Source organism: Xenorhabdus sp. NBAII XenSa04, assembly GCF_963866145.1.
GTDB lineage: Bacteria > Pseudomonadota > Gammaproteobacteria > Enterobacterales > Enterobacteriaceae > Xenorhabdus > Xenorhabdus indica.
Window position 1 is genome coordinate 1 of sequence record NZ_CAWMEB010000190.1, and the last position, 22436, is coordinate 22436.

Here is a 22436-nt window from a genome sequence, read left to right on the forward strand (position 1 = left end):
ACCAACTGAGCTATTCCCGCTTAATTTTGATATGCTGTACTTGTGAAATTCTTCATCGGTACGGGGAGCGCATTATACGAAGAATTCTTCTTCTGGCAAGCCCCAAAATATAAAAATTCGCTTTTTTCCTCTGATTGACGGTTAAACCAGCAAATTATCCGCTTAACCATCAACTCAGAGATAAATTTATGTACAATCAATCCTTGTATCGGCTCGCCCTTTACTTCTGGATAAAATGCTCGCGGTAATAAACCAGTTCAGCAATTGATTCCCGGATATCATCCAATGCCTGATGGGAATTCTTTTTACTTAATCCGGCCAGCAATTCAGGTTTCCAACGACGCGCCAGCTCTTTAAGCGTACTCACATCCAAATAACGATAGTGAAAATATTTTTCCAGTTCAGGCATATAACGGAACAAGAAACGGCGATCTTGGCCTATGCTGTTACCACAGATAGGTGATTTTCCTGCCGGCACCCATTGCTCCAGAAAAGCAATCGTTGCTTTTTCAGCTTCAACCTCATCAAATGAACTCTGCTTTACACGTTCCACTAATCCGCTGGTGGTATGCGTTCGAACGTTCCAGTCATCCATCAGCGCCAGTTGTTCATCTGACTGATGGACTGCGATAACTGGCCCCTCCGCGAGGATATTCAGCTCTGAATCGGTCACGATCGTCGCAATTTCAATTATGCGATCACGCTCTGGATCTAAGCCCGTCATTTCTAAATCTATCCAGATAAGATTGTTCTCACTTTTTGACATGATATATCCTAGGTTCCTTCAAAACAGGTAATCTGTATCAGAGGTGTATCATAACGTTTTTGATCACCCACAGCGATAATCAGAAAGATAGATGAAATAAGTGAGGTTCGGTGGCTAAAAGTAAACTTTCCAAAGGGCAGCAACGCCGTGTGCAGGCCAATCACCAGCGCAGGCTGAAACAGCCGCTCAACAGGACTGATGCCCAAAAACCAGAACTGGATGACAGCCAGCTTGGTGAGCCACAAGAAGGGCTGGTTATCAGTCGATTCGGCCAGCATACCGACATTGAAGCCGCAGACGGCTCCATACAACGCTGTAATATCCGCAGGACAATCCGTTCACTGGTAACTGGTGACCGTGTCGTATGGCGACCTGCATTACAACGCCAGTCTGATGTGAAGATCAATGGGATTGTCGAAGCGGTACATGAGCGCTCTTCCGTCCTAACCCGCCCTGATTATTACGATGGCATTAAACCCATTGCAGCCAATATCAACCAAATTGTGATTGTTTCTGCCATATTGCCTGAACTTTCACTGAATATTATCGATCGCTATCTGGTTGCATGTGAAACACTCAATATTGAACCTTTGATTGTGCTCAATAAAATTGATCTATTGGATGAAGAAAGTCGGGAATGGGTCAACAGTGTCATGGATATTTACCGTCATATCGGCTATCGGGTACTGGAAGTTTCCAGCTATACAGAAGAAGGTATACCAGAACTGATTAACTTACTGGCTGATAAAATCAGTATCTTCGCTGGTCAATCCGGGGTCGGGAAATCCAGCCTGCTTAACACACTGCTCCCGGACAGCGAAAAAGAGATTCTGGTCAATGAAGTCTCGGATAATTCCGGCCTTGGTCAACATACTACAACAACAGCACGCCTCTATCATTTTCCACAGGGAGGCGATGTCATCGACTCCCCCGGAGTCCGGGAATTCGGGTTATGGCACCTGACACCAGAACAGGTAGCACAAGGTTTCATTGAATTCCGTAATTATCTTGGTGGATGTAAATTCCGTGATTGTAAGCATCGGGATGATCCCGGCTGCGCTTTACGGGAAGCTCTGGAACTAGGGTCTATCGCGGAAGAGCGTTTTGAAAATTACCACCGCATACTGGAAAGTATGGCTCAGGTAAAGCCACGCAAAAATTTCACTGACGCTCAAAAATGAGACACAATAATTAGCAAAACGTTGCCCTGACATTCAACATAAGGGCAGGTACAATAGCTGACTTTTGCCCAATTTACCTATATACCCCATAGATTCAGACTGCGAATTAGAAAGACGGGTATAAAAAATCCAAGAGGTTAATGTGCTAGACAATATTAAAATCAGACTACAATATTTACTGCCAAAGCAATGTATTACTCACTTAGCAGGTTGGTTTGCGAATAAAAAGGCGGGTTGGTTAACACAACTTGCCATTCAGGTTTTTGCCAAAGTTTATAAAGTCAATATGAATGAAGCCCAAGAGTCTTCTTTTAAAGCTTATTCAACATTCAATGAGTTTTTTGTTCGCCCATTAAAAGAGGGTATTCGCCCTATCGTCAATGAAACTCATCAACTGGCTCTTCCCGCAGACGGCACTATCAGCCAGTTAGGCGCTATCCGAGAAGAACAAATTATTCAGGCAAAAGGCCACTACTACACTGTAGAAGCATTGTTGGCTGGTCAATACCAGCTTGCCGAGCAATTTCGCAATGGTCAGTTTGTCACGATTTACTTGTCACCAAAAGATTACCACCGTGTCCATATGCCATGTGACGGCGTACTGAAAGAGATGATTTATGTTCCGGGAGATCTATTTTCTGTCAATCCATTGACTGCTGCAAATGTCCCTAATCTGTTTGCACGCAATGAGCGGGTTATCTGCCTGTTTGATACTGCCTTCGGTCCAATGGTACAAATTTTGGTTGGTGCAACTATTGTAGGTAGCATAGAAACCGTCTGGAGTGGCTGTGTAACACCTCCACGTGAAGGCATTATCAAACGCTGGACTTATCCGGCAGAAGGAGAAGGTGCCGTTTCCCTCAAAAAAGGAGAAGAAATGGGTCGTTTCAAACTTGGTTCAACCGTAATCAATTTGTTTACTCCTAATCAGATTCAGTTTGCTAATAATTTATACAGTGGTTCACAGACCCTAGTAGGTGGCTTACTGGCACAAACTATCACCCAAACTATCACCAAAGAGGGAGAACAAACTGAGCACGCTGATGTTTCCATGAATCAAAATAACGCTAGTTAATTATTACCAAGGAGCCCCTTATTGTGCGCCTGATTATCAGTTTACTTCTTAGCCTGTTAATTACGAATCTGGCTTTTGCTTCCGCAATACAGCTAGATGAAAATCAACTGAAACAAAATTTAAAACAGGTTGAAGGCAGTAAAAATCCACAGGATGCGGAGGTTGCACAAGCATTTCAAGGGGCTGTCAACTGGGTTAATGATACCAAGTCCTCTAAGGAAAGAATTGAGAAATATCAACAAGCCATTGATGATTTTCCTAAAATTATTAAAGAGTTGCGCCAGAAAATTCTGGCTGCAAGTGAGCCTCCTCCTACTATTGCGGCTAATCAGCCAATCAGCAGTTTAGAACAGCAAATTATCCAGCTCAGCAGCCAATTGCTGGAGCAAGAACGGCAGTTACAACAAGAACAGGATAAAATTCGGGAAATCAGTGACTCAGTCAACCTCTTACCTCAACAACAAGCTGAAGCAAGACGCCTGCTAACCGAGGCAACTTCCCGGCTTCAATCATTGAGTCCCCCTCCCACGCTGTTGGGTGAAGCCCAATTAACCCTTGCACAAGCAGAAGTGAATGCCCGCAAGTCGGTGACTAATGAATTGGAGATGGCACAACTTTCTGCCAATAATCGACAGGAAATTGCTCGCTTACGGGCAGAATTATTTAAAAAACGCTATCAACGGCTGGATTACCAACTCCAGCAATTGCGCAGTCAATTAAATACTCAGCGGCAGCAAAAAGCAGAATCAGCTCTTGAACATACTGAAATGCTGGCGGGACAGAATGGAGGGAAACTGCCGCAATTTTTATTGGATGAGCTTCAGCAGAACCGCCATCTGTCACAAATGCTTAACCAGCAAACCCAACGTATGGATTCCATTGGCTCACAGCAACGCAAAGCAGCCGATGATATTCTGCGGGTACGCCAGACACTCAATACCATTCGCGAACAGGCGCAATGGTTAGGTGATTCAACAGCACTAGGGGCCGCTTTAAGAACACAGTTAACCCACATCCCGGATGTTCCGAAATCCCAACAACTTGACCGAAGCATAGTGGAGTTACGGGTCGAAAGGCTGAAATATGAAGAAATGCTGGAAAACGCTCAACGGGAAATCGGGCAAACTCCCGTTGCATATAATAATCTGACCCCGGCACAAAAACAGGTTTACGATTCCCTTATTCGTACCAGAAAAGAGTTACTGAATTCTCTGCTTTCAGGCTATGACAGTGAAATATTGGAGCTGACAAAACTCAAAGTATCCACCAGCCAATTAAATGATGCTTTGAAAGAAGTTAAAGATGCAACTCACCGTTATCTGTTTTGGGTTGCAGATGTCGACCCTATTTCCCTGGATTACCCGCTGCGGGTAGTAAAGGATCTAACCCGCCTGCTCTCTCTGGACACGTTCTCCCAATTGGGCATTGCCATTCACGTTATGCTGACCACGCAGGACACGTTGCTCTATTTGCTAGGGACATTATTGCTGGTGATTTTCAGCATCAGTTCACATCGCCAATATCATGCTTTCCTTGAACGTTCCAGCAACCGTATTGGCAAAGTGACACAAGATCACTTCACCCTTACTCTGCGTACAGTATTCTGGTCTGTTATCGCGGCGCTTCCCCTGCCGATGCTTTGGTCAGCGATTGGCTACGGCCTGAAAAATGCGTGGCAGTACCCAATGGCGACAGCAATTGGCAACGGAGTCAGTGAAACAACGCCTGTCCTGTGGATTTTCATGCTCAGTGCGGCATTTGCTCATCCTAATGGCCTATTCATTGCCCATTTCCGTTGGCCAGAAGAGCGGGTAAAACGGGCAATGCGGTTTTATCGTTTGTCGATATTCCTGATTGTCCCTCTCATGATGGCACTTATCACATTCAACAATTACAGTGAGCGTGAGTTTGCCGCGACACTCGGCAGATTATGCTTCCTGATGCTTTGTGTTTCCCTGAGCTTGGTCACCATTACGCTAAAACGCGCAGGCATTCCACTGTACATGGACAAACACGGTTCGGGTGAAAACATCATAAACTCTGTGTTGTGGTGGATACTGCTCTCTGCACCCATTCTGGCTGCACTGGCATCCGTGCTCGGCTACCTGCAAACATCACAAGCATTGCTGGCTCGGCTAGAAACTTCGGTGGCCATCTGGTTCTCTCTGTTGGTCATCTACCACATTACTCGTCGATGGATGTTAATCCAACGTCGTAAAATTGCGTTCGAAAGAGCGAAGCAGCGTCGTGCCGATATCCTTGCCCAACGTGCCAAAAATGAAGAAGACTCCACCAATATCAACAGCAGCGTTGAAGGATCCATCGAAATAGAAGAACCGGTTATCGATTTAGATGCAATCAGCGCCCAGTCCCTGGGATTGATGCGTTCTATCCTGACCATGATCGCGCTGGTTTCATTAATCCTGCTGTGGTCAGAATTACATTCTGCTTTCTCTTTCCTCGAAAACATCCGGCTATGGGATGTCACCACAACCATCAACGGTGTTGATACCGTTCAGCCAATAACAATGGGTTCCGTTCTGATTGCGATCCTGGTTATTGTGATCACTGCACAGCTTATCCGCAACCTACCTGCACTACTTGAGCTGGCACTGTTACAGCACTTGGAACTGACACCGGGCACAGGTTATGCCATCACAACATTAACCAAATATGGTATTACCCTGATCGGTGGGATTGTCGGTTTCTCACTAATAGGCATTGAATGGTCGAAACTGCAATGGCTGATTGCAGCAATGGGGGTTGGGCTTGGTTTTGGATTACAGGAAATTTTTGCCAATATTATTTCTGGCCTGATGATCTTGTTCGAAAAGCCAATCCGCATTGGCGATACTGTGACTATTCGAGGTTTGACTGGTAGTATCACGAAAATCAACACACGGGCAACCACTCTGTCCGATTGGGACAGAAAAGAGATTATCGTCCCTAACAAAGCATTTATTACTGAGCAATTTATCAACTGGTCATTGTCAGATACAATTACCCGTATTGTCTTGACTATTCCTGTCCCCGTGGAAACAGAGTCCGCGAAAGCAACTGATATATTAATGACTGCCGCCAGACGGTGCCCGTTAATTCTCGATAACCCGATACCCGAAGTCTATCTGGTTGACCTGCAACAAGGGATTCAGATCTATGAACTGCGTGCGTATGCCGCAGAAATGGGGCATCGTATGCCTGCCCGCCATGAAGTGCATCAGTATATTTTGCAGGAATTCCGCAAACATGATATTACCCTGCCGTTCCCACCATTTCAGGCACATGTTGATATTTTTGGGCAGGAAATTCGCAGTACTACTATTCGCAGTAATACTACCAATACATCAGGTCGTAATCCTCCCCGTAAACCAGGAGATCTGTAAGGTTAAGGCTTAATTAGAGAAGAAAATTAAGGAAAGAAGAAATTCAAAATATGGTGAGACGCATCCCTTTTCAAATAAGTGGCTTACTGGCATTAAATGGTGTTTCTATTCTGGGAAACACCATTACAGAAATTGCCATTCCTTGGTTGATTCTGGAAATATCAGGTAGCCCATTGTTGGTTGCTGCCGTTATGTCGGCCAAAATAGTACCATTGATATTTTCTATTTTCTTTAGCGCGCAGTTGGTGGATAAATATGGTGCGTTTCGCATCTCAATGCTATCTGATTTAGTTAATTTCCTGAGTGTATTATTAATCCCCGTGTTTTACGCAGTAGATATGCTGCACTTTTATTTGTTGGCTATCCTGCTAATATTTTCAACCATTCTGGATTCTCCTGGGCGTCTGGCAAAAGATGTCATGCTGGCAAAAGAGATAAAACAGCATAAAAGAGAGAATGAGTTAATTAACGGAATAAACAGTACTATTGAAAATATCTGTGATCTTATTGGCCCGATTTTTGGCTCACTGATCATCGCAACGCTCGGTACAATAAATGCCTTATATTTTGATGCAGTCAGTTTTTTAGTGGTTGCACTGGGGATCATCATTCTGAAGAAACATTTTATCGCCGATATAGATCAGGTGACTGAACCTCCTTCTCTGCTACACCGTTATTTCCTTGAAGCATTCAACTATATCAAGTCAGAAAAGGAGTTGTTTTCTGTTCTAATTCTCAGCTCAATAATCAATTTTGTTATCACTCCATTCTTGATAATTTATCTGCCTTACATAAATAAAACCGAATTTAATTCCGTTGTCAGTCTTGGCATTTCGATGACAAGTTTTGGTATAGGTACAACGCTTTCCTCTTTGTTATACGGCATCTATGGCAAACATTTTTCCGGTTACCCAATTATTTTGGCCGGTTACAGCCTGCTCGGATTAAGCTTCATATCGTTATCTCTATTCAGTGAACAGTATGTCCTATTTATCCAACTTTTTGCCATCGGCTGTAGTATTGGTTTTGCAGCACCGGTAGAAATCACATTAATTCAGCGCCGAGTGCCAGAAAATTTATTTAGTCGGATAATGACCCTATTTACCTCCACACGTTTTCTTAGTGTTCCTCTTGGATATGTCTGTTTCGGTGCTGTACTGGAATCCAGAATCGCCCAGCAAACACCGATAATTATGGCAGCAATGGTCCTGGGAGGTTTATTGATTTATTTGCTTCTTCGTGACTGATATTCAGAATAAATTCGGTGTTTATTTATAAAAAAACAAAAAACGCCGCTATAAAATAATAGACGACGTTTTTGAGATGATGGCAAACTAAAGAAATAAAATCAAAGAGATATTAAAGTATTAACGCATGGCTTTCGGATCAGCACCATAGTCATTACTGCCTTCAGTGCCTTCTAAGAGAGTGAATATAAATACTGCAATGCCAGCAATTGGAACAAAAGTCAGTAAAAACCACCAACCAGAACGATTAGTATCGTGAAGACGGCGTACTGTCACTGCAAGTGATGGGATAAAAGCAACCAATGCATAAATAAGCATCATCACGATAAAACCAATAGTATCACTGAGTATTGCACCTAATATGCAGATGGCAAAAAAAATAATTATATTGAAAAGATAAAACATCCAATATTCTTTACGACGCGCACGCCCTGAAAAAACAGCGTAATTTTTAAAAACTTGAAAATACCAATTCATAATATTTTCTCTTTAAGAACAAATCATATAAAAAAGGAGACAAACTATAAAGGATGCCAAATTTTATACTCACTTATCTTTTAAAGTCTACGCTCTATTCTTAAAAAAATAATATGAAATTAATAATGTCATTATTAGATAATGGATTAAGAAAATCTTACAAAGATAAAATTTAAAGTGCGTTAAATATACATTCATCTACTTCATATCAAAGTTATCTATGAATCTATCAGGAAAAAAAAGCCCTTTAATTCATTATTAACTACCAATAAAACAATTTTTAAGTACTCTCATCCATTGTCTTGTATCCGACTTTTGAAGTAAATGCGGTAGCTTATTTTACTGTCACATAGTTTGAGTAAGGTTACCGCCCAACCAGACAACCACAAGATTCACCAACTTGTAGTTCAAACTCAAATTCGCATTCCTGAGCTTTGCCAGTCCATGATCGCAATATTTCGATAGCTGTTTGTGCCATTTGATCAACCGGCTGGCGAACCGCGGTTAAGGAAGGCACATTAAACAGAGATTGCTGAGTCGCATTGAAACAAACCAAGGCAATATCAGCAGGCACTGCTATCTTATGTTCAGCCAGCGCGCGCAAACAACCGAATGCCTGCAATTCATTAGTAGCAAACAGTGCACGAGGTAATTTCCCTTTCAGCATCCGTAACGTTGCTTCATAACCGCCCAGGCGAGTATAGTCCGTGGAAAAAATCCATTCTTCCCGTACCATCAAATCTGCTTGTTTTAAAGCATCCCGCCAGCCAGAAAGACGATCCTGAGTATTCAACATATTAAGAGGACCACAGATAATGGCAATATCGCGGTAACCATGCTCTGTCAGGTGTTGAGTCACTTTAAATGCTGCAATCCTTTCATTCACAAGAATTGCACTAACATTTGAATCAGCATTAACCCAATCAAGCATAACGCAGGGAGTTCCACTGGCCTGAATCAAATCAATATAAGGATGGCGATCCACACTAGTATATAGCAAACCGTCGATCTGACGATTCAATAAATTGTTGATAAGCTCCTTTTCCCGTAATCGGTTATCTCCTGAATCTCCCGGTAACAATACTTGTCCATGTTTAAAAGCCTCCTGCTGCAAAGCACAAGCTACCGAAGAAAGAAAGGGATTGGAGATATCCGGCAGGATCAAACCATAAGCGTGTGTCGAACCAGAAGCTAATGCTTTCGCAATGTTATTCGGCCGATAGCCTGTTTTTTTTATCGCTGCTAATACGCGCTGGCGAGTAGCTTCTGCAACAGGTCGTGGGCCATTGTTGATGACATAACTGACGACGGCTACCGAGGTTCCGGCTTCTTTCGCAACATCGCGACGAGTTACTCTTTTTAAGCGAGAATTCATAATACTTATGTTAGTCCCTCAAATTGAGACAGAGATTCAATGGGTAAGAATACAAAAAATGGAAGGACACTAAATTGCGTCCTCAAGTAAATTCAGATCTCTGCCACGTGTTTCAGGTGCAAAAAATGTTGTAATAAAACCGATACCCGCCATCACAGCAAAATAACAGGCAATAGGCCACCAATGCCCACTGAAAGATAATAAAGCCGCGGCAACCAACGGCGCAGCTCCACCAGACAACATAGCGCCTAATTCTTTTGCAAAGGCCATTTTGGAATAACGGTTAGTTATCCCAAATAGTTCAACTCCCCAGGCGGCCTGCACACCAAAGATACCGAGTGAAGCCAATCCCATACCTACAACAATAGTCAGAATAACAATAATAGGTTCACGGCTTTCCAAAAACATAAAAGCAGGAAATGCGTAACAAACAAGTAATAGACAAAACCAACGATAAGTAATACGGCGACCAAAACGATCTGAAAAATAGCCCGCCAATGGAATGATCAGAAAACCCAATATTGATGCGATAAGCACAGCAATCGTTGGAATAAATTTGTCCATCATCAGCACATTAGCGACGTAACCGATAATGAACCCTTGCACCAAATATGACGGGCCATTTTCACCAATACGCAAGCCAACCATAAGCCAGAATGCTCTGGTTCGTTGCCAGAAATAACGAGAACTATCGGTTGTCTGATACTTTTCTCTCTCAGCCAATGTTTGTTCGCGCTGTTCTGTCATCATCGCTTTATAACGTTCAAAGACGGGTGTTTCACTCATGTAACGACGAATGAATAAGGCCATTATCGCTATCAAAAAACTGCACAGAAATGGGATACGCCAACCCCAATCCAGTAAACTCTCTTTATCCATCATCAATACCAGCAGCCAAACAAGTGATGCCAGTAATGTTCCACCATTAGAGCCAAGAGCAATAATAGATGAAACTAAACCACGTTGTGCTGGCGGTGCAAACTCACCCAATATAACAGTACCACCGGATAACGCCGCTCCTGCCCCTAATCCCTGTATAAATCGCAGCGTCACCAAACAAATCGGTGCCCAAATGCCAATAAGAGCGTAACCAGGGATAAGCCCGATAAGTGTGGTTGATATCCCCATAAGCGTCACTGTCATTAACATGACAAATTTGCGTCCTTTGCGATCGCCTAACCAACCAAATATAAGTGCCCCAATGGGACGGGCAATAAATCCGACAGAGTAAGTAGCAAAACTTGCCAATAAAGCTATCGTTGGTGCTGTTTCAGGAAAGAAAACGTCAGCAAAAATGATACCCGCGGCTAAACCGTAAAGTGCGAAATCGGCATATTCCATTGTCGTACCTAGCCAACAGGAGAAAATGGCTCGCCAAAACCCTCTTCGCCCTTCCGGTGTAGCCAAACATGTTTCAGAAGCGTGCTGTATCGGTGTTATAACTGGCACCGTATTTTCATACGGCATATCAATATATTCCCTGAGTGTCAGAACAGTAAGTTTTTAATTCCAACGTAACAAATGTAACAATACTATTTTTATTCATGATTTATTTTCATATACAGACATATCTACTCGCGTAGACTGTTAAAATAAAATAAGTCAACAATTAGGTTGCAGTCAGAACTATCATAGAAAATTTAACTGTTGTAATTAATAAATTTTAAAATAGATTATCAAAAATTATATTGCTATTAATATAATGGAATTGTATTCATTGATATGATTGAAAAAAACGACAAGAAAGCACCGTGACCATCTAAAAAATAATAAAAAAATCCAAGCAATAAATATAATAATAGAAAAAGAAAATTAAGTGATAGTTTTTTGATAATAGATAGAGAAATATTTACATGAAAAAACTATTTCCTTTTGTTTGACTTTTTATATTAAAAAAACAGCATCCTGATGGATGCTGTTTTCAATTGATTACTTAAATGAATATCAAACTTGATACATTCTTTGCAAATAACGCGAAACCGCATCATCGGCATTAGAACCTATCACTTCCATATCCGGCAAAATGTCTTTTAGGCGCTGATGGGCGCCCTGCATAATGCAACCTTTACCCGCGACGCTCAGCATTTCCAGATCATTCATTCCATCACCAAAAGCAATACAGTCACTTAATTGATACCCGATGGATTGACAGACCTGTGCCAATGCTTCCCCTTTGGATACGCCTCCTGACATGACTTCCAGACAATTTCTTAGAGAGAAACTCACGTTGACTTTATCTCCCCAACGCGCTTCAATCCTCTCTTCCAGTTGAATCAAATAGTCATGATCTTCACTGGTATAATAGACCTTGCACACACCATTAACAGGAAAATCCTCACGTTGGAAACGCTGAAAATGGAAATCTGACACCTTAAAAAATTCAGTCTGTTCCGAGCTTTCACGATTAATCCACCATTCATCATTATTATAGTAGTTGGTCAAAACATTCGGATTATCAAACTCCAGCAAACATAAATCACGGGCAATTTCCGGTGCCAGATTATGACTAAATACCAGTTCTCCCTGTGCATTATGCACTCTCGCCCCATTTGATGTGATCATGTAAGCATTAATACCCAATCCATCGCGGATCTGCCCTACATCAATGTGATGACGCCCTGTCGCAAAAATAAAATGAATCCCTTTATCTGTCAGAAGATTCAAAATTTTCTTAGTATACGGCGTTAATACGTGATCGGGAGATAACAGTGTGCCATCTAAGTCTGAAGCAACAACATAGTACATGGTTCAAATTCCTAAGCGATACCCGCATCTTTCTTGAAATCTATTGGGTATAAATCAGTGTTGATCAAAAAAATCACAAATCGCATTAAGGGCCTGCGCCCGTAATACATCTTTTTCGAACAGGATTTCATGGTGTGCCCCTTGGATAACCAGAGGATTGTGTTCTTCTTTTCCCGCTCCGGCTTTTTGACGCGCTTCGCAAAAAGCCAATAACTCCCGATTACTCACTACCTTATCTTCACTAGCTTTTAAAACAATAAGTGGTGTCTGAATTTTTCCTGCCTTTTCAATTAAGTTATCTCCCATTCGCATGCTTTCACGCATCCAACGGTAAGTCGGCCCTCCAAGGCGCAATTCAGGATAATCAACATAATAGCGTAAATATCGCTGATAACGTGCATAGCTATGGGTTAACAGGTTGACAAAATAGGGTAATGGCCGCCAATGCCCTGTTGATATCGCATATCTGTTACGTCTTTTAGGGTAAGGTTCTGTTTGGTTGACCAGGAAATTCGCCAACCAACGAGGCATTGGTAAGTTAATACCAAACATGGGAGCACACAGTGCCACAGCGCGGAATATTGATTCTTGGCGTAATAGAAGAGAACTCAGTATAGCCCCGCCCATTGAGTGAGCGAGTGCATAACAGCGATGCGATTGCAGTGGAACGATTTCTAATTCGATGAATTTTGCTAAATCATCCACATAGTGTTCAAATGCTTCAACATGTCCTTTTTGAGGATCTGTCAACATTCTGCCTGAAAGCCCCTGACCACGATGATCAATAATAAAGATGTTGTAGCCCAGATGGTAAAAATCGTAAGCCACTTCCGAATATTTCACATAGCTTTCACTACGACCAGGGGATATTACCAATGTCTTATCATGCTGGGGCGAACAGAAAGAAACATAACAGATAGGAATATTATCAACGCCTATAAATTCCCGTTCGTTTCTGGTATTCCAAAAATCCAGCAATAATCCATTTGTAAACGCAGAGAACTGAGGTTCGCGGTTTAACCAGCTTGCTTTCAATATCTCAGGCGGCATTTATCATCCTCTATATCCGTCATCTTTCCCGTTATTTCTTTATTTGTTGACTATGGTTGACTGCTGTTATTCAAATCCTTCGAAATGCTCACGGATCAATGTCATAAAAACATCACCAAAACGTTCCAGTTTACGCTGCCCAACCCCGTTAATAAGCAAAAGTTCATTGGGCGTTATTGGGCACTGTTCTGCCATTTCAATCAGCGTTACGTCATTGAAAACGACAAAAGGCGGAATATTGTTCTCATCAGCAATGGATTTACGCAATTTCCGCAACTTAGCGAACAACTTACGATCATAGTTTCCACTGTATGATTTGTTTTGCTGATTTCTGCTTTTCAAACTTTGGATCCGAGGCACGGCAAGTTGCAAAGGCACTTCGCCACGCAAAACAGGCCGCGCCGCCTCCATCAATTGTAATGCAGAATAATTGGCAATATTTTGGTTGATTAACCCCAGATGGATCAACTGACGCAGGATGCTCATCCAGTGTTCCTGACTATGCTCTTTACCAATACCGTAAACGGGCAATTTATCATGCCCTAACTCCCTGATACGTTGATTATTAGCACCGCGCAACACTTCTACAATATAGCCGATACCAAATCGTTGTCCAACGCGATAGATACAGGACAAGGCTTTCTGTGCATCGACTAAACCATCATAACGTTTCGGTGGATCAAGGCAGATATCACAGTTACCACAAGCAGTTTGCTGGCTTTCGCCAAAATAATTGAGTAATACCAATCGTCGGCAGGTTTGCGCTTCCGCAAACGCTCCCATAGCATTGAGTTTATGCCGCTCAATATCCTGCTGTTCACCTGTAGGTTTTTCTTCCAGACAACGGCGTAGCCATGCCATATCCGCCGGGTCGTAGAACAGTACTGCTTCAGCAGGCAGACCATCCCGCCCTGCACGCCCCGTTTCCTGATAGTAAGATTCAATGTTACGGGGAATATCAAAATGCACGACAAAACGTACGTTGGGTTTGTTGATTCCCATACCAAACGCCACTGTCGCAACAACTACCTGCAAATCATCCCGCTGGAAAGCATCTTGCACCCAGGCACGCTGGTTGATCTCCAGCCCCGCATGATAAGGAGCGACACTCAACCCCCGTTTTTGCAGTCGCTCTGAGGTCTCTTCCACTTTGTTCCTGCTGTTGCAGTAAATAATCCCACTCTTTCCTTGCTGGCTACGAACAAATGACCAGAGTTGATCAAGAGGTTTATATTTTTCAACCAATGTATAGCGAATGTTAGGACGATCAAAACTGCTGATATGAATAATGGGATCACGCAACTCCAACAAGCGAACAATATCTTGTCGGGTGGTTTTATCTGCTGTGGCTGTCAGTGCAATAACAGGAAGATGAGGCAAGCGCCTGCGCAGTTGTCCAAGCGCACGATATTCTGGCCGAAAATCATGTCCCCACTGAGAAATACAATGTGCTTCATCAACTGCCAGCAAAGCCGGATGCCAGTCATGTAAATGATCGAGAAAGTTATCAGTTACCATCCGTTCCGGTGCAATATAGAGCAGTTTGATACTTCCCTGACGGCAACGCCGGATAATATCGAATTGTTGCTCACGACTTTGAGTCGAGTTTAAGCACTCCGCTTCTATGCCATTTGTTCTCAATTGATCAACCTGATCTTTCATCAATGAGATCAATGGAGAAACGACCAGTGTTAACCCATTTTTGACCAAAGCAGGGATCTGATAACACAACGATTTACCGCCACCTGTCGGCATAATAACCAGACAATCACGGTCATCAAGAACGGCGTCTATTATCTGCTGCTGTCCGGGACGAAATTGCTGATATCCGAATGTTTTTCGTAATATTTGTTCAGCCAGCGATGCCGTGCTGATGACTTCTGCGGTAGACACGCCTTTCCTCAATTATTGAAATTATTTATTCAAAGCTATTTATTTAAACAAATTACATCTAGAAGCTATTACAGTATATCTCATTCAGCATGGCACCGATGCCAAATCGAGTCTGCCTGGAGTTATAATCAATCATCGACTCGTCCTGTCCACTGAATACTTGTGTATAAACGCGAACATGTTTCGACTTCGGGTCAACCCTGTTCCTGCCATCATAACCATTGCTTGTTTATTACTGAGACATTCTAAACACGAAACGAGCATTTTTTATAGCAACTTTTTCTTTATGAAATTGTTTTTTCGAAGCGCTTCTCAGACTGGCAAGCTGGAAAATAAAAGCATAAACTTAACAAGTTATTAACCAAAAATAACTATCTAATATCAGTAAATTTATTTTTTTAATTCTCAGGAAATCCAATATGGAAACGATACAGCAACCAACCCAACCTTTAACACAAGAAGAGGCTCGTAAGTTTATAGGTGAGGTGTTTGTTTATCATATGCCATTCAACCAATTGTTGGGGCTTGAATTGGTTCGTTTTGAAAAAGACTATGCAGAACTTCAATTTTTCCATCAAGATAAGCTGGTGGGTAATATAGCCCAAAAAATCCTGCATGGTGGCGCTATAGCTTCAATACTTGATGTTGCTGGTGGCTTAGTCTGTACCGGGAGTGCACTGGCCACGATGAAAGTCATCACGATAGAGGAAATGCAAAAACGTCTGCCTACTATAGGTACTATAGATCTGCGCGTTGATTACCTGCGCCCCGGACGTGGCGAGGTATTTACCGCCAGTAGTCATATCATTCGTGCCGGTAATAAAGTATCAGTCGCCAGAATAGAATTGCACAATGAAAAACAGATACATATCGCCAGTGCAACAGGAACTTATTTGGTTGGATGATGTTTAATATTTTTAACGAGAGGGATGTGATAAAAAACACATTCCTTTTTTGCAAGATAAACCCGCCAATTATTAAACTATAATTGAACCGGAACTATTAATTCCCGCTAATTTCTTGTCAATTTATCACTTTATTTAGTAATAACCACCTGCTGTAAAGAAAATCTCCTTCCTGTGCTGCTTTCTGCTACAATTTCGCTCCTTGATCTTTCATCCTGACATAACCTTCAAAACAGTATGCGATTAAATCCTAGCCAACAACAAGCGGTTGAATTTGTGACAGGGCCTTGTTTGGTTCTGGCGGGTGCAGGCTCTGGTAAGACCAGAGTTATCACCAATAAAATAGCCCACTTGATCCGTATTTGTGGTTATCAAGCCCGTCATATTGCGGCTGTGACTTTCACCAATAAAGCCGCACGTGAAATGAAAGAGCGCGTAGCCCAAACATTGGGTCGTAAGGAAACTAAGGGATTAATGATCTCAACATTCCATACGTTAGGGCTGGAGATCGTCAAGCGTGAATATAAAGCACTTGGGATGAAGAGTAACTTTTCTCTGTTCGATGATCAGGATCAAATGGCATTGTTGAAAGATCTGACCGCGGATTTATTGGAAGAAGATAAAGATCTCCTACAAAAACTCATCTCAAATATCTCCAACTGGAAGAATGACCTGATGTCACCGGAACAGGCGATGAGACAAGCTCGTTCAGTTCAAGAACATCAGTTTGCAGAGTGCTATCGTCGTTACGATTTACATCTGAACAGTTGTAATGTTCTTGATTTTGATGATCTGATTACTAAACCAACATTGTTGTTAATGCGGGACGAAGAAGTCAGGGAGCGTTGGCAAAACAGAATTCGTTACTTGCTGGTGGATGAATATCAGGATACCAATACCAGTCAGTATCAACTGGTGAAGTTACTGGTAGGTAACCGGGCACGTTTTACCGTTGTCGGTGATGATGACCAGTCAATTTATTCATGGCGCGGTGCTCGTCCGCAAAACCTAATCCTGTTAAAGGAAGATTTCCCACAACTCAATGTGATCAAGCTGGAGCAAAATTATCGTTCATCAGGGAGAATACTGAAATCGGCAAATATCCTGATTGCGAATAATCTTCATGTATTTGAGAAGAAACTTTTTTCTGAGTTGAGTTATGGCGATCCTCTACGTGTGATCGAAGCAAATAATGAAGATCATGAAGCTGAGCGCGTCGTAGGGGAATTGATTGCCCACCACTTTATCAATAAAACCGAGTATAAAGATTACGCTATTTTATACCGTGGTAATCATCAATCCCGTATCTTTGAAAAGATGTTGATGCAAAACCGCATTCCTTACCGCATTTCTGGTGGAACGTCGTTTTTTTCCCGGCCGGAAATTAAGGATTTGCTCTCTTATCTGCGAATAATGACGAATCCTGATGATGACAGTGCATTTTTACGGATCGTCAATACACCACGTCGGGAAATAGGGCCAGTGACGATTCAGAAATTGGGAGAATGGGCAAGGCAGCGTGACAAAAGCTTGTATTATGCCAGTTTCGACCTTGGTTTGGAGCAGAATTTGTCCGGTCGCGGATTGGCTGCTCTACAGCGTTTTACCCACTGGATGGATGAAATTTCCTGTCAGGCAGAACGTGAACCATTGTTGGCCGTAAGGGATTTATTGCACGGTATGGATTATGAAAGTTGGCTGTATGAGAACTCTCCCAGTCCTAAGGCTGCTGAAATGAGGATGAAGAATGTCAATCAGCTTTTCACCTGGATGAGTGAAATGCTTGAAGGTGATGATCTGAATGAACCAATGACACTCTCTCAGGTTGTGGCTCGCTTTACTTTACGGGATATGCTGGAGCGGGGTGAAGAAGATGAAGAATTGGATCAGGTTCAGCTTATGACGTTGCATGCTTCCAAGGGCCTGGAATTTCCTTATGTTTTTCTGGTAGGAATGGAGGAAGGGTTATTACCACATCAAAGCAGTATTGATGAGGATAATATCGAAGAAGAACGGCGTTTGGCTTATGTTGGTATTACCCGTGCGCAACGGGAACTCTTTTTTACCCTTAGTAAAGAACGTCGCCAGTATGGAGAATTGATCCGCCCTGAACCGAGCCGATTTTTGTTAGAGTTGCCACAAGATGATCTGGATTGGCCACAAGGTAAGAGAGCCATCAGTGCAGAAGAACGTATGAAACAGGGGCAATCACGCCTTGCGGATATCAAATCCCGTTTTGGCCTTGGACAAAAAAATGGTGGTAACTACTAAGCGGGTTAATATCCTTACCCCAGTCTCATCACCAATGATGTAACTGGGGAGTGCTTTTCCTTCGTTTTTTCTTGTAAGTTAAGAGTTATTAGAATGCATAATTATCCTAAATTGAAATTATTCCGCTCTTTAATAAATTGCTCTTCAATAATTAATGTCCATTGAATATAACTTTGCCACTTAACTTCTTGATGTAATGTTTCGGCACTGAGTGGGTGTTGTGTTTGCCACTGATGGGGAAGAGTAATAGTAAGTATGTCATTTTCTGCCCGCAAACGCAGAGTTGCTAAAGAATCATCTCGCCGACGGCTGGCAAAGATAATGGCAAGGCGCAGTAAACGGCATAATCGCAGCGCCAGTAATGCCGGTAACGCATTTTGTTGACTGAATGATGCCAGGTTGATGGATCCACTTTGATTTTTCAACAATGTCGCTAGTAAGCGTTTTTGAGCTGGAGTATAGCCGGGTAGGTCTAAGTGGCTGATCAGATAAGCAGAATGAGCTGGCCCTTGGCGAAAATCGACACACAAGCCGATTTCATGGAGCAAACAAGCGCTGACTAACAGTTCGCGACATCGCTCATCCAATTCCCACGTTTTAGCGATTTGTTGAAAAAAAGACTCTGCTAGTTGTCTGACTCGCTGTGCCTGTTCAGTATCGACCTGAAAGCGTTGCTGAATATCTTGCAAGGTTCTGGCACGAATGTCTCGCTCGACAGGAAGTTCCAGCATGCCATAAACCAGCCCCTCACGCAGTGCACCTCCTGCCAGAGTCATACTTTCGATACCTAAGGCCTGAAAGATAGCAATCAGGATTGCCAAGCCACTTGGAAAAACCAATGCCCGCTCTAGTGTCAGGCCATCTATTTCCAGCTCTTCCAGCTTTCCGCATTCAATCGCCTTAGATTTAAGCTGTTGCAATTTGGACAGGGTGATGAGTTCATCCATACCTTGGGCAATCATGATCTCCTGAAGAGCCTGCACTGTACCCGATGCTCCGACACAAATCTGCCAGCCTTGTTCCAGAAGTGCTGTGATAACAGGAGTAAGAATATGGTGAGCGGCCATTTCTGCTTTAGCAAAGTTCTCTTCTGTCAGAGTGCGATCATTGAAATAGCGTTCGAGCCAAGTAACACAGCCCATTTCAAGGCTGAATAACTGTGTAGCCTTTGCACCAATACCCGTGACAAGTTCTGTACTACCGCCACCAATATCTACCACGAGACGTTTTTCCGGCCCGCCTGTAGTATGGGCAACACCTTGATAAATCAGTCGAGCTTCTTCTTCACCTTTGATGACTTTAACCGGAGTACCTAATATTTTAGAGGCTTTGCCAACAAATTCATTGGAATTTTCAGCAAGTCGCAATGTTGCTGTAGCGACAACGCGGATCTGTAGAGCAGGGATATCCTGCAAATATTCTGCAAAAAGGCGAAGGCATTGCCATCCCCGCTCCATTGCCTGTTGGGATAAATGGTTATTTTTATCCAACCCAGCGGCCAACCTGACTTTACGTTTAATGCGGGCGACCACTTGAATACTATCGGATACTCTGCGGACAACCAGCATATGAAAACTGTTTGAGCCTAAATCGATAGCGGCATAGAGCGAAGAACTCAGCATTTTGTTATTCCAGAATTATGTTAATCAGCCTGAACACTACGGTTACGAATTGCGTTTACGATTACGAACAGTATTACCACGGCGCGTCGTATTGGTACGGCGCGGATGTCCTCCTGAACGTGCGCGGTTGCGGCGTTTGGGCACGGGTAAATCTTTCAGTAATGCATCGCTGTTATATTTGCTCACAGGGATCTGATGCTGGATATATTCTTCAATGGCTGGCAGGTTCAGCGCATATTCTTCACAGGCCAGACTGATTGAATGACCGCTTTCGCCGGCACGGCCAGTTCGGCCAATACGATGAACGTAATCTTCACAGTCATCCGGTAAATCATAGTTAAACACGTGTGTTACGGAAGGAATATGCAGCCCACGTGCAGCAACATCGGTGGCGACCAAAATATCCAGATTGCCCAGACTAAATTCTTCCAATATGCGCAAGCGTTTTTTCTGTGCTACATCACCGGTCAGCAGACCGACACGATGTCCATCGGCAGCCAGATGAGCCCAGATATCTTCACAGCGGTGTTTGGTATTTGCGAAAATAATGCAGCGGTCGGGCCACTCTTCTTCCAATAAAGTCTGTAACAAACGCATTTTTTCTTCATTAGAAGGATAAAAAAGCTCTTCCTGGATACGGTGCCCGGTTTTCTGCAATGGTTCCACTTCCACATATTCAGGATTATTCATCTGTTCGAAGGCCAATTCGCGCACCCGATAAGATAAAGTGGCGGAGAACAACAGATTCATGCGTTCAGTTGCCGCAGGCATCCGACGGAATAACCAACGGATATCCTTGATAAAACCGAGATCGTACATGCGATCGGCCTCGTCCAATACAACAACTTGAATAGCACCAAGATTGATATATCCTTGCTTGGCGTAATCAATAAGACGACCTGTTGTGCCAATGACGATATCAACGCCAGATTCCAGCACCTTTAGCTGTTTATCATAGCCATCTCCACCGTAGGCCAGACCCATTTTTAACCCTGTGACTTCAGCTAGCTCTTCTGCATCAGAGTAGATCTGAACGGCCAGTTCACGGGTCGGAGCCATAATCAACGCTCTTGGTTGATTGGTTTTATGCTCCTTGGCGGGATGAGTCAGTAAATAATGAAAAGTAGACGCCAGAAATGCGAGCGTCTTGCCCGTTCCGGTTTGTGCTTGCCCCGCAACATCTTGGCCTTCGACAGTAAAAGGCAATGTTAGCGCCTGTATCGGTGTACAGTTGGAAAAACCCTTTTTATTAAGGGCTTCAATGACTTTGGGGTGCAATGCGAAGTCGGAAAACTTCTTTTCTGTCAAATGTGTTTTGCTCATAGTGTGGTAGAATATCAGCTAACTATTGCTTTAAGAAAGTGTATCCGCTGAAATAAAGACACCTTATATTGGTTAATGTACACTGATAACGTAAAAGATTTTACTTCGGAGTCCAAATAATGAGTGAAAAGATTGTGAATGCTGGTGTTATTCATTTGGCTGACAGTGACTTTAATGGAGATAAACTGAAATTAGAAGGTGTCGTTTTGGTTGATTTCTGGGCTGAATGGTGTGGCCCTTGTAAAATGGTTGCGCCTATTCTGGATGAAATAGCTGTTGAGTATACAGGTAAACTGACCGTTGCTAAATTGAATGTTGATGATCATACCGAAACTGCGCCGAAATTCGGTATTCGTGGTATTCCGACGATGATTTTGTTCAAAGACGGCGAAAAAGTTGCGGTGAAAGTGGGAGCTTTGTCAAAAACTCAACTGAAAGAATTTTTGGAACCACATTTCTAACTTAGAGTTAGCTCACGGTAATTATGGGCGTTTAGCAGATAAAGTGATTTATCTTATTGACAGCTAGACGTCCGCAACGAAGCATGGTAAGTTAGCTGCCACGTGCTTATATGAAACATGCGTTAGCAAGATTTTCATAATTTATATGAAGAATTGACACCAGGCATGTTACATACTAAACAATCTATAGTGTCTGATAAATCTGTTATCTCTGGATCACCTTGAAATATCTGATAGCATATCGTATTTAGTAGAGTTTCTGAAAGCATATATAGTGAGCCATTCAGTATATAGCTTGGTGCTGAAGACGTCTTTATGCTGAACATCCCGATGATGTTTTCGTACTGGACGTTTTATGTCGAAGTCTTCTTTTACTGAATTTTTTTGCTGAGATAGTGTTTACTAAGACAATATTGTTAAACAGTATTTGCTGAAACATTACTTACACTGAGATAGCTCTTGTATTGAGATTAATCACATTTCGTTATTGTTATCTCGGTTGTGTTTTAACAGTTTGTTAGCCTTATTTTGAAATCAATTAGCGTACTTCAGACTATTGCCTTGTAATATAAATTAATATGTTAAGAGGTTGTATTTGTTTTGGGTACAAATAAACAGGCACCGATAACGCTGCCATACCATTCACGTTCATAGTTCGAGAT

At 42.6% G+C, this 22436-nt stretch carries 16 protein-coding genes and 1 pseudogene; 7 read left to right on the top strand and 10 right to left on the bottom strand.

The window, feature by feature from the left end:
• Nucleotides 1–220: 220 nt before the first annotated feature.
• Nucleotides 221–766: an oligoribonuclease gene (gene orn, locus AAC147_RS07925; RefSeq protein ID WP_047679996.1), complete on the bottom strand. Its 546-nt coding sequence runs from the start codon at nucleotides 764–766 to the stop codon at nucleotides 221–223.
• 110 nt (nucleotides 767–876) lie between these two features.
• Between orn and rsgA the strand changes: the two genes are divergently transcribed.
• The 4 genes from rsgA to AAC147_RS07945 all read left to right on the top strand — a co-directional run bounded on the left by rsgA (nucleotide 877) and on the right by AAC147_RS07945 (nucleotide 7652).
• Complete coding sequence (rsgA, locus tag AAC147_RS07930; protein WP_047679998.1) at nucleotides 877–1947, top strand: small ribosomal subunit biogenesis GTPase RsgA; 1071 nt, start codon at nucleotides 877–879, stop codon at nucleotides 1945–1947.
• Nucleotides 1948–2089: 142 nt separating this feature from the next.
• Nucleotides 2090–3022 (top strand): archaetidylserine decarboxylase, encoded by a 933-nt coding sequence (gene asd, locus AAC147_RS07935; RefSeq protein WP_052189429.1) that lies wholly within the window; start codon nucleotides 2090–2092, stop codon nucleotides 3020–3022.
• 23 nt (nucleotides 3023–3045) lie between these two features.
• Nucleotides 3046–6405, top strand: coding sequence for a miniconductance mechanosensitive channel MscM (mscM, locus tag AAC147_RS07940; protein WP_047680002.1), 3360 nt, complete (start codon nucleotides 3046–3048; stop codon nucleotides 6403–6405).
• 50 nt (nucleotides 6406–6455) lie between these two features.
• Complete coding sequence (locus tag AAC147_RS07945; RefSeq protein ID WP_047680004.1) at nucleotides 6456–7652, top strand: MFS transporter; 1197 nt, start codon at nucleotides 6456–6458, stop codon at nucleotides 7650–7652.
• A gap of 120 nt (nucleotides 7653–7772) precedes the next feature.
• On the opposite strand, the gene AAC147_RS07950 is transcribed toward AAC147_RS07945, so the two are convergent.
• The 7 genes and pseudogenes from AAC147_RS07950 to AAC147_RS07980 form a co-directional block, all read right to left on the bottom strand.
• Nucleotides 7773–8129 (bottom strand): DUF805 domain-containing protein, encoded by a 357-nt coding sequence (locus AAC147_RS07950; RefSeq protein WP_047680006.1) that lies wholly within the window; start codon nucleotides 8127–8129, stop codon nucleotides 7773–7775.
• Between the two features lie 364 nt (nucleotides 8130–8493).
• Nucleotides 8494–9504 carry a LacI family DNA-binding transcriptional regulator gene (locus tag AAC147_RS07955; RefSeq protein WP_047680008.1) on the bottom strand — a complete coding sequence of 337 codons (1011 nt, stop codon included), beginning with the start codon at nucleotides 9502–9504 and terminating at the stop codon, nucleotides 8494–8496.
• Nucleotides 9505–9573: 69 nt separating this feature from the next.
• Nucleotides 9574–10971 carry an MFS transporter gene (locus AAC147_RS07960; RefSeq protein ID WP_047680010.1) on the bottom strand — a complete coding sequence of 466 codons (1398 nt, stop codon included), beginning with the start codon at nucleotides 10969–10971 and terminating at the stop codon, nucleotides 9574–9576.
• Nucleotides 10972–11448: 477 nt separating this feature from the next.
• The gene (gene yigL, locus AAC147_RS07965) at nucleotides 11449–12249 is read right to left on the bottom strand and encodes a sugar/pyridoxal phosphate phosphatase YigL (RefSeq protein ID WP_047680012.1); all 801 of its coding nucleotides are present in this window, start codon (nucleotides 12247–12249) and stop codon (nucleotides 11449–11451) included.
• A 54-nt stretch (nucleotides 12250–12303) separates the two neighbouring features.
• Nucleotides 12304–13299, bottom strand: a complete 996-nt coding sequence (gene pldB / locus AAC147_RS07970; protein WP_047680014.1) for a lysophospholipase L2 — start codon at nucleotides 13297–13299, stop codon at nucleotides 12304–12306.
• A gap of 66 nt (nucleotides 13300–13365) precedes the next feature.
• On the bottom strand, nucleotides 13366–15192 hold the full coding sequence (recQ, locus tag AAC147_RS07975) for an ATP-dependent DNA helicase RecQ (RefSeq protein WP_047680016.1): 1827 nt from the start codon (nucleotides 15190–15192) through the stop codon (nucleotides 13366–13368).
• Nucleotides 15193–15250: 58 nt separating this feature from the next.
• A pseudogene (locus AAC147_RS07980) lies at nucleotides 15251–15385 on the bottom strand (phospholipase A); the annotation flags it as partial.
• A 226-nt stretch (nucleotides 15386–15611) separates the two neighbouring features.
• On the opposite strand from AAC147_RS07980, the gene AAC147_RS07985 reads away from it, so the two are divergent.
• A complete protein-coding gene (locus AAC147_RS07985) occupies nucleotides 15612–16097 on the top strand; it encodes a thioesterase family protein (RefSeq protein WP_047680018.1) in 486 nt (161 codons plus the stop codon).
• A 237-nt stretch (nucleotides 16098–16334) separates the two neighbouring features.
• Nucleotides 16335–18368: a DNA helicase Rep gene (gene rep / locus AAC147_RS07990; protein ID WP_047680020.1), complete on the top strand. Its 2034-nt coding sequence runs from the start codon at nucleotides 16335–16337 to the stop codon at nucleotides 18366–18368.
• A 101-nt stretch (nucleotides 18369–18469) separates the two neighbouring features.
• Here rep and gppA read toward each other — a convergent pair whose 3' ends face one another.
• Entirely contained in the window at nucleotides 18470–19990 is a 1521-nt protein-coding gene (gene gppA, locus AAC147_RS07995; protein ID WP_047680022.1) for a guanosine-5'-triphosphate,3'-diphosphate diphosphatase, read from the bottom strand.
• 42 nt (nucleotides 19991–20032) lie between these two features.
• Entirely contained in the window at nucleotides 20033–21313 is a 1281-nt protein-coding gene (gene rhlB, locus AAC147_RS08000; RefSeq protein ID WP_047680024.1) for an ATP-dependent RNA helicase RhlB, read from the bottom strand.
• 119 nt (nucleotides 21314–21432) lie between these two features.
• On the opposite strand from rhlB, the gene trxA reads away from it, so the two are divergent.
• Nucleotides 21433–21774: a thioredoxin TrxA gene (trxA, locus tag AAC147_RS08005; protein WP_038268524.1), complete on the top strand. Its 342-nt coding sequence runs from the start codon at nucleotides 21433–21435 to the stop codon at nucleotides 21772–21774.
• Nucleotides 21775–22436: the final 662 nt, after the last annotated feature.